12 protein-coding genes are annotated in these 12,241 nt (G+C 48.4%); 7 read left to right on the top strand and 5 right to left on the bottom strand.

The window, feature by feature from the left end; genetic code table 11:
* Nucleotides 1-24: 24 nt before the first annotated feature.
* The 3 genes from recF to dnaA all read right to left on the bottom strand — a co-directional run bounded on the left by recF (nt 25) and on the right by dnaA (nt 3,872).
* Nucleotides 25-1,119: a DNA replication/repair protein RecF gene (recF, locus tag KI809_RS12215; RefSeq protein ID WP_214171829.1), complete on the bottom strand. Its 1,095-nt coding sequence runs from the start codon at nt 1,117-1,119 to the stop codon at nt 25-27.
* Nucleotides 1,120-1,191: 72 nt separating this feature from the next.
* Nucleotides 1,192-2,310, bottom strand: coding sequence for a DNA polymerase III subunit beta (gene dnaN / locus KI809_RS12210; RefSeq protein WP_214171828.1), 1,119 nt, complete (start codon nt 2,308-2,310; stop codon nt 1,192-1,194).
* 209 nt (nt 2,311-2,519) lie between these two features.
* The gene (dnaA, locus tag KI809_RS12205) at nt 2,520-3,872 is read right to left on the bottom strand and encodes a chromosomal replication initiator protein DnaA (protein WP_214171827.1); all 1,353 of its coding nucleotides are present in this window, start codon (nt 3,870-3,872) and stop codon (nt 2,520-2,522) included.
* 352 nt (nt 3,873-4,224) lie between these two features.
* On the opposite strand from dnaA, the gene rpmH reads away from it, so the two are divergent.
* From rpmH to rsmG, 7 genes are all read left to right on the top strand, one after another.
* Entirely contained in the window at nt 4,225-4,374 is a 150-nt protein-coding gene (gene rpmH / locus KI809_RS12200; protein ID WP_082002790.1) for a 50S ribosomal protein L34, read from the top strand.
* Nucleotides 4,375-4,737: a ribonuclease P protein component gene (gene rnpA, locus KI809_RS20960; RefSeq protein ID WP_214171826.1), complete on the top strand. Its 363-nt coding sequence runs from the start codon at nt 4,375-4,377 to the stop codon at nt 4,735-4,737.
* A complete protein-coding gene (gene yidD, locus KI809_RS12190) occupies nt 4,730-4,942 on the top strand; it encodes a membrane protein insertion efficiency factor YidD (RefSeq protein WP_214171825.1) in 213 nt (70 codons plus the stop codon). Before rnpA ends, yidD begins: the two co-directional genes overlap by 8 nt.
* 14 nt (nt 4,943-4,956) lie before the next feature.
* Nucleotides 4,957-6,552 (top strand): membrane protein insertase YidC, encoded by a 1,596-nt coding sequence (yidC, locus tag KI809_RS12185; RefSeq protein WP_214171824.1) that lies wholly within the window; start codon nt 4,957-4,959, stop codon nt 6,550-6,552.
* Between the two features lie 13 nt (nt 6,553-6,565).
* Nucleotides 6,566-7,933 (top strand): tRNA uridine-5-carboxymethylaminomethyl(34) synthesis GTPase MnmE, encoded by a 1,368-nt coding sequence (gene mnmE / locus KI809_RS12180; protein ID WP_214171823.1) that lies wholly within the window; start codon nt 6,566-6,568, stop codon nt 7,931-7,933.
* A gap of 110 nt (nt 7,934-8,043) precedes the next feature.
* Nucleotides 8,044-9,918: a tRNA uridine-5-carboxymethylaminomethyl(34) synthesis enzyme MnmG gene (gene mnmG, locus KI809_RS12175; RefSeq protein WP_214171822.1), complete on the top strand. Its 1,875-nt coding sequence runs from the start codon at nt 8,044-8,046 to the stop codon at nt 9,916-9,918.
* A complete protein-coding gene (gene rsmG, locus KI809_RS12170) occupies nt 9,915-10,568 on the top strand; it encodes a 16S rRNA (guanine(527)-N(7))-methyltransferase RsmG (protein ID WP_214171821.1) in 654 nt (217 codons plus the stop codon). The genes mnmG and rsmG overlap by 4 nt, the downstream gene beginning before the upstream one ends.
* A 218-nt stretch (nt 10,569-10,786) precedes the next feature.
* On the opposite strand, the gene KI809_RS12165 is transcribed toward rsmG, so the two are convergent.
* Together KI809_RS12165 and KI809_RS12160 are read right to left on the bottom strand one after the other, a co-directional pair.
* Complete coding sequence (locus KI809_RS12165) at nt 10,787-10,990, bottom strand: SlyX family protein (RefSeq protein ID WP_214171820.1); 204 nt, start codon at nt 10,988-10,990, stop codon at nt 10,787-10,789.
* Between the two features lie 16 nt (nt 10,991-11,006).
* Nucleotides 11,007-12,239, bottom strand: a complete 1,233-nt coding sequence (locus tag KI809_RS12160; RefSeq protein WP_214171819.1) for an MFS transporter — start codon at nt 12,237-12,239, stop codon at nt 11,007-11,009.
* Nucleotides 12,240-12,241: the final 2 nt, after the last annotated feature.

The raw sequence follows: 12,241 nt of genomic DNA, 5'->3' as shown, positions 1-12,241 counted from the left end.
TCAAATCTAATTAACGCAATTCATTCAAATATCGACGGTTCCCCGTTTCACGTGAAACAGCCGCATGCTGTTATTATTAAACATTTTCAAATTATCCATACTTGTCGTTGTAACAAATACCTGCATGTTCCTGTCTGCCAGAAACTGCAGCAAGTTCGATGTCCTTTGACTGTCGAGTTCGCTCGTCATGTCGTCAAGCAGCAGCACCGGCGACACAGATCGAGATTTCCTGAGAAGCTCAATCTCAGCCATCTTAAGCGCCAGGATAAAGCAGCGTTGCTGTCCTTGCGAACCAGAGGTCTTTAACGGCTTTCCATTCAAGGAAAAAAACACGTCGTCCCGATGTGGACCGATCAGCGTAGTGCGCTGTACAATCTCTTGTTCCTTAAGCTTATTCAGCGCCGTGGATATTATATTAACATTGTCTGTAAAATCGTCGGTGTAGCGAGAGTTACCGGAATGATATTCAATACCGGCTTCATCTGCGGTGCCGCTGATCTCTCTGAAAGTCTCCTTCAGATGCTTGTCAATCATACTCAGATAACTGATGCGACTAGTGACAATATGAGCCCCGGAAACTGCCAACTGTTCACTCCAAGGTTCTAACGAGCTGGTGTCACCGCTTTTGAGCAGAGAATTTCGTTGTTTGAGAATTCTCAGGTACTCATGATGCCTGGTAAGATAAATCATATCTCCGGCAAATATTGCTCGATCCAGATAACGCCTGCGCGATTCCGGAGCACCCCTGACCATTGTCAATTCTTCCGGCGCAAACAGTACCACCGTGAGAATGCCAAAAAAATCCGCTACTCTTACTACATTTTTCTGGTCAACTCTGACCTTTTTACTCGTTCGATCCAGAAGGAGAGCCACTTCACGTACCAGCCCCTCTTCGCAGGTAACCCCTTTAACCAATGAAAATTGTTTTTCCCAGTTTATCAGGTCGCAATTCTTTGCCATGCGGAACGATTTAAGTGTTCCAAGCAGGTAAATGGACTCAAGGATATTGGTTTTACCTTGGGCATTATCGCCACAGAAGATATTAAAACCATTGCCGAATTCAAAAGAAGCGGTTTCAAGATTTCGGAACGACTGTACTGAAAGCTTGTTAAGAATCATGGCGCTGCATCGCTAAAAAGGCCGCTCGGACTGAGAGGCCTCTTTGGTTCTCTATTGTCCAATCAGTAGCCGTCACAGTCTCATCGGCATGATAATAGCCTGAAACCCCTGATCAGACGATGGTTTTATAATTGCCGGAGTCATTTCACTTTTCATATGCAACTGAACAGAGTCATCTCCCAGTACGGAAAGTACATCGATGATGTACTTTGCATTGAAGCGAGTAACCATCGTATTGCCCGTATAAGTGATTTCAATTTCTTCCTTGGCTTCACCTACTTCGGGGTTACTGGAGGATATTTCGAGAACATCTGGATCAATATTAAATTTAACGCCTTTAAACTTCTCACTCGAAAGAATGGCTATTCTTTTCAGTGCCCGTAAGAATGGCTCTCTTTCAATGGTAACCAGAAGATCGTTATTTGCGGGTACTACCCTTGTGTAATCAGGGAATTCACCATCCACCAGCCTCATGACGACTATGGTATCACCTTTCTTGACAACAGCGCTGTTATCCATAAAAGTCATTTCTATATCGTCTGTAACATCCTCAGTTATCTTCTTTAGCTCTAAGATCCCTTTTTTAGGGAATATAGCGCCAGCGCTTAGTTCAGGACAGATCGATCCTGTCAATTCGCGCTCAACGATAGACAATCTGTGTCCGTCAGTCGCTACCATCCTTAACAGCTTTTTGTCTCCGTCTTCTACAGCTTTAACAAAAATTCCATTGAGATTGTATTTGGTTTCATCATGACATATTGCATAGGATGTCTTCTCAATCATGTCATTGAGCATACTGCCACTGATTTTGACTAAATTTTCATCGTGAATTCTTGGAAAATATGGAAACTCGTCAGGTGACAAACCAACTATGTTAAACTGAGCCTTTCCGCTCTTTAGTTCAACCCAGTCATTGTCTTTTGTTTTAAATGTTATCTCGTCTTCAGATAACTCTTTGATTATCTCATATATTTTCTTTGCCGATACCGTGATTTTTCCTTCGGCAATAACAGATGCAGAATGCGAAGTTTTTATGCCGACTTCCAAGTCAGTAGCAAGAATGTATATATTGTCGTTGACAGCTTCGATAAGAACATTTGACAGGATTGGCATGGTGTTCTTTTTTTCAACGATTCCCTGCACTCTTTGCAAGGCTCGTAAAAAAGGTTCCTTGAGAATTCTAAATTCCATGATCCCTCCTTATTATTATATTTAATAATAGATTATAGGCAGTAGTAATAGTAAGCCCTGTTGATAAGTTGATTGATCACTAAAAGCAGTGCTAGTTTAAGTAGTTAAATAAACATATATTACCGTACAACATTGGTGATAAGAAAACTGTTTCCACAGCTTGAATAATGTTTCAACAGATCATGCCGGTTTTCAACACCATGCCACAGTCAACTCAACAGGCTTCTCTTGATAAAGTCGATGGTATTTCGTATCTCATTATCTTGGGCAAATAATTTTTCAATCTTTTTTACCGAATGAATGACGGTTGAATGGTCTTTGCCACCGAATTTTTCGCCAATTTCAGGATAGGAAGCCTTGGTGAGCTCACGGCAGATGTAGATAGCGATCTGCCGCGGAACGACTAGTGTTTTTATTCTCTTGTCCGATTTAAGATCACTCACTTTGAGCTGAAAATGGTCGGCAACAGTCTTTTGTATGCTTTCTATGGAAATATCCTTGGATTTATCAACGATGATATCCTTGAGCACTTCACGGGCCATAGTAAGGGTAATTTTGCTATTGGTAAGACTTGAATAGGCGCCAAGGCGAACCAACATCCCCTCAAGCTCGCGCACATTGCTCGCTGAACTGGATGAAAGGAACAGGGCAACGTCGTCCGGTAGCATAATTCCGTCAAATTCGGCTTTCTTCTTGAGGATCGCGCTCTTGGTTTCTGTGTCCGGAGGCTGAATATCGGCTATGAGACCCCATTCAAAACGGGATCTGAGGCGTTCTTCAAGGTCAGGTATCTCTTTGGGAAACTTATCAGAAGTTAGTACAATTTGTTTATGAGATTCATAAAGCGAGTTAAAGGTATGGAAAAACTCTTCCTGTGTTGCCGGCTTGTTGGCCATGAACTGGATATCGTCAATGAGAAGAACGTCGGCCTTGCGAAACTTATTTCGAAATTCATCCATCTTCTTGTGACGCAAAGAGTTGATCATCTCGTTCATGAATTTTTCGGAAGTGTAGTAACAGATTCGGGCAGAACTGTTGCTGGCGAGGATCTGATTACCGATGGCTATGAGCAGATGGGTCTTGCCTAAACCAACACCGCCATAAATGAACAAAGGATTGTAATTGGTGGCCGGGTTGTTTGCCACGGCCTGCGATGCTGCGTAAGCAAACTGGTTACTGCTGCCGCATACAAATTTTTCAAAGGTGTATTTAGGATTCAGGAATGTCTGAAAATCAGCTTCCTTTTCCGATTTAGCCTTGTTTACATTGGAATCAATACCAGCCTCAGGTGCCGGAACCGGGGTTTCAGGGATAGGATCTCGTTTTTCCTGCAAGGCAAATTCAAGGGAATAACTGGTACTTGTCAATGCGGTCATCGCTTCCGAAATAATGCCGGAGTATTTTTCCTTGATGAATTCACGGGAAAAAGAATCGGGAACCTCCAAAATAAGATAATCACCCTGCACAGACTGAAACCTGATAGGCTTGATCCAAGCATTAAAGGTCTGCGGAGTCATGACCTTGGAGATATTAAATTGTACCTCTTGCCAGATTTTTTCCATGGAAGTCAACCGAGGCACCTGTATGTAAATGGCAGGGTGATGTTTAATAAACGAGATGGAAAGTGAAATGCCAAATATTGAAATCTAAGTAGTTGCAGGCACGTTTTACACAGGGTTATCAACAACCGGCCAACACCCCTTAAGTTTCTGCAACGGCATAATCTTTTTAGTGAATATTCCTATAGCAACACTACTTTTTTGGATTTTGAAGACTAGCAGAGGGAACCTTAATTTGCAAGGCTAATTTATTTAATAATTAGCGAATTTACGGTTGACTTATAAATGCATTAGCATGTATAAAACACATTTCCATTGTATGTATAAAAGTAACAACTAATTAAGGAGTAGGTAGATGAAAAGGACTTTTCAGCCAAGCAATACATCCAGAAAAAGAACTCATGGTTTTTTAGTTCGCATGGCGACCAAAAATGGTCGGTTAGTTATCAAGCGTCGCCGGGCAAAAGGCCGTAAAAGACTCTCTGTAACCATTGCTAGCAAGTAATTGACCAGGGAAGAGCCCCTTCATTCATTTAAGAAGAATGAACGGTTACTCCGTCGCGAAGAATTCCTTAGGGTCAGCAGGGAAGGGTGGAGAGTTGCCGGCCGGCATTTTATTGTCATAAGATTGCCTCGCTCCAACTCGCCAGCGAAAATAGGAATAACGGCCAGCCGTAAAGTTGGTGGGGCAGTAGTACGAAATCATATAAAGCGCCTTGTTCGGGAATGCTACAGATTGAACAAAAAATGGTTTCAATCTGCCGATTATTCCATTATTGCCCGTAGTAGTGCTGCCCACCTTGATTTGGGGGGTGTTTGCAATGACCTTGTGCGAACACTCCGGCAGTTTAAGGCAGAGCATGGTTAACAGGATCGTTATTTATATCATTACGTTGTATCAACGGTACCTGTCCCCCTTGAAGGTTCCCTCCTGCCGCTTTTATCCCAGCTGCTCCCAATATGCAGTAGAATCACTACGAAAACATGGTTTAGTACGTGGCGTCTGGCTCACAGTCAAGCGGCTCGTCAAATGTCATCCATTTCATCCTGGTGGTTTCGATCCAGTCAAATAATCAGCGAGGTATTTATGGAAAAGAGAGTCCTGATAGCCGTGCTTCTCTCAATTGCAGTAATGTACGGATTTTCGTTTCTGTTTCCGCAGCCACCGGTCCAGCCCGCCAAGACCTCGATCGTGCAGACTGCGTCGAGCAGTTCTCGTCAGGCGCAAACTGCAAAAGTGCCGTCAGGCAGCGGCCCTGTGCAGACAGCAGCAGTTCTCCCTACGCAGCAAGGCGAAGAAAAGGACGTTTCCGTCGAGACAGATCTCTATCGTGCCGTTTTCACCTCTAAGGGTGGCGCTTTAAAGAGGTTTGTCCTTAAGTCGTATCGGGAAACAGCTCTGCCAGGTTCAGCTGAGATCACTTTGGTCGATGGGGCAAACAGCACCTTAACGACTTCCGGCGAAGGTTTTTTGGTTGATCAAAATGCTCAATTCTCAACATCATCTCCAGCCTCAATACGACTGACTGGAGCAGAAAAAAAAGAGTTGGAATTTGTCTGGACTTCGGCTCAAGGGGTCGTACTTCGTAAAGTCTATTCCTTCACCGGCAATGATTACGGCATGCAGCTGGTTCAGCAGCTGTCAAGTGTCGGTGCTGCTCAGCTTGTCGGAACCCTTCGCCTTTCACTCCTAAATAAAGTAATTCCCGGAAACAAGGAGGGCAGGTATGAGGTATACGGACCTGTTACGCTTGCTGACAACAAAGCGGCAGCAGTACCGGTTGCTGATCTTGCCAAGGGTGCAAAGTCTTATGACAAACAGGTCACCTGGACCGGCTTTGCCGACAAGTATTTTCTTAACAGTGTAATTGCCAAGGACGCTTCCATTGCCTCAGTCAAGGTTTCCCAACTGAATCCTGCTTTAGTTGAAAGTGTCATCTCTTCCCCCAAGATTACTCTGGATCCCGGCCAGTCCGTAGCAACTGCCTATCGCATCTACTTTGGGCCAAAAGATCTGGATATTCTGAAGTCTCAAGGGAACAGGCTGGAAGAGTCTATAGATTTCGGCTGGTTTTCTGCCCTTGCCAAGCCGCTGCTACACACCATCAAGTTTTTCAAGAATTACGTGGGTAACTACGGGCTTGCCATTATTATCATAACCATAATACTGAAAATACTCTTCTACCCGCTCACTCATACCAGCTACAAATCGATGAAAGAGATGCAGAAGCTTCAGCCTAAAATGCAGGAGCTGAAGGACAAGTTCAAAAACGATAAAGATGCCATGAATCGCGCAGTAATGGAACTGTACAAGACCCACAAGGTTAACCCTCTTGGCGGCTGTTTGCCGATGCTTATCCAGATTCCGGTGTTTTTTGCCCTCTACAAAGGTCTCATGTTTTCCATTGAATTGCGGCACGCGCCATTCTATTTCTGGATCCAGGATCTGTCGGCAAAAGACCCGTATTATGTGACGCCCATTATCATGGGTGTGACCATGTTTATTCAGCAGAAAATGACCCCGACCAATATGGACCCGATGCAGGCGAAAATGATGTTGATGCTTCCGGTTGTGTTCACGTTCATGTTTCTCAATTTTCCGTCCGGACTGGTTCTTTACTGGTTGGTCAACAATATACTGACCATTGCGCAACAGTCCTATATCAACCGAACAGTAAAGTAAGCGTGGAAAGCGTATGTACGTAAGAGACACCATAGCCGCCATAAGCACCCCCGTGGGCGAGGGGGGCATCGGCATCGTCCGTATCAGCGGCGATGATGCAGTGCGAATTGGGTCTGTCATATTCAAACCTAAAAAGAACGGTGGCTTTCCCAGCCACCGTTTTTGTTATGGAGCGGTGACAAACCTCGACGGTGGGCTGGTTGATGAGGGTTTTGCTGTGCTCATGAAGGCGCCTCGTTCTTATACGAAAGAGGATGTGTTTGAGATTCATTGTCATGGCGGGATTCTAGTAACGAAAAAGGTACTGGAGCTTACCTTGGCATCAGGAGCGCGTCTCGCAGCACCAGGCGAATTCACCAAAAGGGCATTTCTCAATGGTAGAATCGACTTGTTGCAAGCTGAAGCAGTGATGGATGTCATCAGGAGCAAAACTGATTCTGCCTTGAGTCTGGCCGAGCATCAACGTGAAGGACTCTTGTCTAACCGCCTTTTTGAGGTCAGGGACTCTATCAAGCATGTGCTTGCCATGGTCGAGGCTTATATTGATTTTCCTGAAGAGGATATTGATCTGCCGGTTATGGACGAGATCACTTCCTCGGTTGGGAGCGCTAAAGACAGACTGTCAGCGCTGCTGGCAACATTTCGCGAGGGAAAAGTGATTCGCGATGGGGTCTCAGTGGCTATAGCAGGCAAGCCGAACGTCGGCAAGTCTAGCCTTCTTAATGCCTTGCTGCAGGAAGACCGTGCCATTGTTACTGAAATTCCCGGTACGACCAGAGACGTTATCGAGGAAGTCATTAACATCCAAGGCCTTCCTGTCAGATTACTCGATACTGCCGGGATCAGGGAGACTACCGATTTTGTCGAGCAGCTTGGCATAGACTTGGCGATGGACCGGATATCACGTGCCGACTTGGTGTTGTTTATGCTGGACAGCTCTAGGCCCATTGATCTGGACGATTTGCGTATCCATCAGGCCTTGTCCAGCAGAAAGCTCCTGTTGGTTCGTAACAAGAGCGATTTGCCGGATGCTCTTGATTTGCCGGAACTGTTTCATCAGTATCCATCGGTTATTATTTCGACAATTTCTGGTGAAGGGTTGGAGCAACTGCGCACGTCAATTCATGATTGTTTTATCTCCGGGAAAGTTGTTGATAGTAGGGAGTTTGTCGCTATTTCACAAGAACGGCATTTTGTAGCGCTCTCCAAGAGTCTAGCGGCGCTTATTAACGCTGGCGTTGTATTGGGCTCTTCCGTACAGCTGGAAATGCTCTCCGTTGATCTTCGGGAAGCCCTTGCCGCTATTGGCGAGGTTACCGGTGAAACGACTGCGGATGATGTGCTGGATCTTATCTTTTCAAGATTTTGTATTGGCAAGTAAGGGCATGTTTCACGTGAAACATGCCAGTAACGAGCTGTTCATGAGGGGGCGTAAGATGGATACTGTATCCCGAAATGTGGAACAGCTGAAACTTAACGAGGCATCCAACAATGATCGTATATGAAAACCGATACGACGTAATAGTCGTGGGTGGTGGACATGCCGGGTGCGAGGCAGCTCTTGCGTCGGCGCGTATGGGTTGCAAGACCCTGATGCTGACCATTAATCTTGATGCCATCGCCCTTATGTCATGTAATCCCGCTATCGGAGGGTTGGCAAAAGGGCATCTGGTGAAAGAGATCGATGCGCTGGGCGGCGAGATGGGCAAAAACATCGACGCAACCGGGATTCAGTTCAGGGTGCTCAATACCAGAAAAGGTCCGGCAGTCCGAGCCTCCAGGGCACAGGCAGACAAACAGCAATACCGGCTTAGGATGAAGTGGGTTCTGGAGGGGCAGGAGCGGCTTGACCTGAAACAGGGTGAGGTCACGGCACTTCATGTTGAAGACGGCCAGGTTATGGGGGTGGATACCAGGGGCGGGGTGCGCTTTCAGGGGGCCACGGTTATTCTGACAACCGGGACCTTCATGCGCGGTTTGATACATATTGGGCTGATCAATTATCCGGGTGGCAGGGCCGGCGACATTCCCTCTATCGGCCTGTCAGACCAGCTCCGTGATATCGGTTTTGCCGTGGGCCGCCTCAAAACTGGCACACCCGCGAGGCTTGACGGCCGTACCATCGATTTCAGCCAGCTTGAGGCGCAACCTGGCGATGATCCGCCGGCACCATTCTCCTTTTCTACTGATTGCATAACTCGTCCCCAGGTTCCTTGCTACATAGCCTACACCAATGCAAAAAGCCACGATATCATCCGCTCCGGTCTTGATCGCTCACCCCTGTACGCCGGAATTATCGAAGGTGTTGGCCCGCGTTACTGCCCCTCGATCGAGGATAAGGTAGTACGCTTTCCTGATCGTGACCGCCACCAGACATTTATTGAACCGGAGGGGGCGGATACCGTTGAGTATTACCCGTCTGGGCTTTCCACCTCTCTTCCTATAGATATCCAGTGGACTTTCTATCGTTCAATAAAGGGGCTGGAGAGTGTCGAGATCATGCGGCCGGCTTATGCGATTGAGTACGACTATGTGGACCCGATCCAGATCCATGCCTCATTGGAAACCAAACTGGTTCGTAATCTGTTTCATGCCGGGCAGATCAACGGCACTTCGGGTTATGAAGAGGCTGCCGGGCAGGGCCTTATGGCTGGGATCAACGCCGCTCTGAGGGTACAGGGGAAAGATCCGCTGGTTCTCGGGCGCAATGAGGCTTACATCGGCGTTATGATCGATGACCTCGTTACCTTGGGGACCAGAGAGCCATACCGGATGTTTACATCCAGAGCAGAATACCGGTTACTGCTGCGGGAGGACAACGCGGACATGCGTTTGCGCGAGACTGGTCACGCAATTGGCCTCGTGCCTGAGACAGAGTACCTGAGATTCTCAGAAAAACGCGGGCGTGTAGACGCTGAGCTTGAACGCATACATAGCGCTAAGATCCTGCCATCCACGGCAGATCCGGAATTCCTGGCGAAATATGAATTGTCGGGACTTCAGAATGCTGTTACCTACGAGCAATTGCTGCGTCGCCCTGATTTTTCATGGCGCGATCTGATGCCGCTCGATGCGACAGTCACTGAGTCGGATGCGCTTATCTGGGAACAGGTTGAAATCCAGGTCAAATACAAAGGGTACATTGATCGGCAACTGGATCAAGTGGCTCGTGCCAAGGGAGTCGAAGGAGCCAGAATTCCCGAAGAGTTTGACTACGTGGCACTCTCGGGACTGTCCACGGAAGTCAGGGAGAAGCTGCAAAAATTTCGTCCAGATACCCTGGGGCAGGCAACCCGGATCCCGGGAATAACGCCGGCAGCGATTGCCATACTATCGGTTGCCTTGAAGTCCAGGGGTAAGAAATGAACTTGGCAGAAAAAAGCCTGCTAGGTGATGGCGCCAGTCAGCTGGGAATTGCGCTTTCCGCAAGCGAAATAGAGTGCTTTGGGCGTTTGACCGAGGAACTGCTTCGCTGGAACTCGAAACTGAATCTTACCTCGCTAAAAGATATGCGCGAGATAATTATCAAGCATTATCTTGATTCACTGACTATCTACAATCTGCTGCCACAGGGTGCAATTGTGCTTGATATCGGCTCCGGTGCCGGGTTTCCGTCGATACCGCTCAAAATAGTGCGCAACGACCTGGACATACTTTCCGTTGATTCTGTGTTGAAGAAGATCAATTTTCAGAAGCAGATTGCCAGATTGCTTGGCTTCGAAAAATTCCGGCCGGTGCATGCAAGGCTCGAAGCTCTCGATGACGGCGAGAAGGGGCGGTTCGACTTTGCCGTTGCCCGGGCTGTTGCCGATATTACGGTTCTTGCTCGCTTGGCAAAACCGTTTCTCGCTGATCATGGAAAGCTGATTGCCATGAAGGGGAGCAGGTGGCGTGAAGAGATCGAGCTGTCTGCGAAAGAGCTTGATGGCTTGGGCCTGGTGGTGACGGAATCCAGAGAATTGCGTTTGCCGTTCTCCGGAGATGAGCGTGGAATAGTCCTGATCGGTAAAAAATAGCCTACCCGTTCCGAAATCGACCTACATTTGACTGAGCGCCCCCAAGAGCGGATTTGCAGGGTTTGCCCTGGGCCGGCCAGTAAACTGCGGCCAAAAGGCAAATTTGAAGGCCGAAAAATTGCACAACAAATGCGCACTTTTCGCGATGCTGAACTTTGGTTACTAATGGTCATTTGTTGAAGCTTAAAATTTAAGCAGTCTAAAGCCCTGCGAAACTATTAATAGTGAGGGGGCGGTTCCTCATCCTCTGGTGACCTGGTCAGCGAGGGCAGGGCAATACTCAGCTGCTCCTTCAACTGACGAACATCTCTCTCCAGCCGCTCGATCGCCAGTTCCTGCCGGTAAACCATCTCGCTTAGATCAGTAATTACCTGTTCCTGATGCATATAGCGGGTTTCCATTTCAATCAGGCGCTCTTCCATAATTTCCTCACTAACTTTAGTTGCTTGACCCTGTTCCGCTGGCTAGGGTAATTGATCCGAAAGCACCGAGCAAGGCCACGCCGGAAGCCAATAAAAAGGCGGCAGAAAAAGATCCTGAGATATCGGCGATGATGCCGGCCACGCTGGGGGCCAGCGCCTGTCCGATGCCGAAAAAGAGAGTCACGAAGCCAAGGGCGGCCGGGGCCATTTTCGGGCCGAGCACATCGCCGCAGGCAGCGGCCATTATCGCGGGGATACTGAATGCGGAAAGACCATACAGCACGGCAGAGATGGTAAAGCACACAGGCGATGAGCTCATGCCGAACAGGGCAAAACTTGTAGCATGAAGCAGATAGACCATGACTAGGGTCTGCTTTCTGCCAATTCTGTCGGAGATAGCTCCCCAGAGAAACCCACCGAAAAGGCTGGCCCAGCCCATCACCATGAACAGGTTGCCTGCCTGGGTCCGATCATAGCCACCGGAAGTGGTCAGATGCTTAACAAAAAAAGTCATGAAGATGATGTAGGAAAATCCGAAAGCAACATAAACCAGGCCAAGGTGCCAGACGGCTCTGGAGCGGTAGACCGAGACCCAGGAACTGGTTGCTGCAGGGGAAGGGGGCGTTCCTGCGGCGTAGGGGGTCGAGAGAGAGATTGACGTTACGCCCCTATTGCGGACGAGAAGCAGGCAGAGAACGGCGATGATCACGGAGGCTGCACCGAACAGATACCAGCAGGAGCGCCAGCCGCCCGGGCCGTAAATCTTAAGCAGAAGGGGTACCAGCGGCCCAACCACGATGAGGGCGACAGCAGAGCCGCTAACAGCGATTCCGGCGGCAAAGCCACGACGGTTTGCCGGAAACCAGGCCGCCCACATCCCCATAACCGCAATGTTGGCTGCGCCACTGCCGACACCGGTCAGGCAGCGCCAGGCAGCCGCTGAATAAAAAGAGTCAGACAGGCCAGTCATGACCATGGCAACGCCGGCAACTGCGAGCCCGGCAGCAATAACCAGCCTCGGACCAAGATGTGAGGCAAGCGCCCCGCCGACTGCAGCCATGGTGAGGTATCCGGCAAGATTGGCCGTAGCCAGGGCCCCGGCCTGGGTATTGTCGAGGGCCAGTCCTGCCTGCATCGAAGGAAGTACTACGGAGTAGCCAAAACGGGCAAGCCCCAGCGCAGCAAATACGGCAAGGGTGCCCGCAGCCAGCACAATCCAGCAGTACCCGGGCCTGGTGGCAAATGTCATTG

It is taken from the genome of Geoanaerobacter pelophilus (genome assembly GCF_018476885.1).
GTDB classification, from domain to species: Bacteria; Desulfobacterota; Desulfuromonadia; order Geobacterales; family DSM-12255; genus Geoanaerobacter; species Geoanaerobacter pelophilus.
This window is presented reverse-complemented; position numbering and strand designations above follow the sequence as displayed.

Coding starts and splice junctions, on each gene's coding strand:
- recF (WP_214171829.1), bottom strand. CDS start 1,119: ATGATTCTTAACAAGCTTTCAGTACAGTCGTTCCGAAATCTTGAAACC.
- dnaN (WP_214171828.1), bottom strand. CDS start 2,310: ATGGAATTTAGAATTCTCAAGGAACCTTTTTTACGAGCCTTGCAAAGA.
- dnaA (WP_214171827.1), bottom strand. CDS start 3,872: ATGGAAAAAATCTGGCAAGAGGTACAATTTAATATCTCCAAGGTCATG.
- rpmH (WP_082002790.1), top strand. CDS start 4,225: ATGAAAAGGACTTTTCAGCCAAGCAATACATCCAGAAAAAGAACTCAT.
- yidD (WP_214171825.1), top strand. CDS start 4,730: ATGGTTAACAGGATCGTTATTTATATCATTACGTTGTATCAACGGTAC.
- yidC (WP_214171824.1), top strand. CDS start 4,957: ATGGAAAAGAGAGTCCTGATAGCCGTGCTTCTCTCAATTGCAGTAATG.
- mnmE (WP_214171823.1), top strand. CDS start 6,566: ATGTACGTAAGAGACACCATAGCCGCCATAAGCACCCCCGTGGGCGAG.
- mnmG (WP_214171822.1), top strand. CDS start 8,044: ATGATCGTATATGAAAACCGATACGACGTAATAGTCGTGGGTGGTGGA.
- rsmG (WP_214171821.1), top strand. CDS start 9,915: ATGAACTTGGCAGAAAAAAGCCTGCTAGGTGATGGCGCCAGTCAGCTG.
- KI809_RS12165 (WP_214171820.1), bottom strand. CDS start 10,990: ATGGAAGAGCGCCTGATTGAAATGGAAACCCGCTATATGCATCAGGAA.
- KI809_RS12160 (WP_214171819.1), bottom strand. CDS start 12,239: ATGACATTTGCCACCAGGCCCGGGTACTGCTGGATTGTGCTGGCTGCG.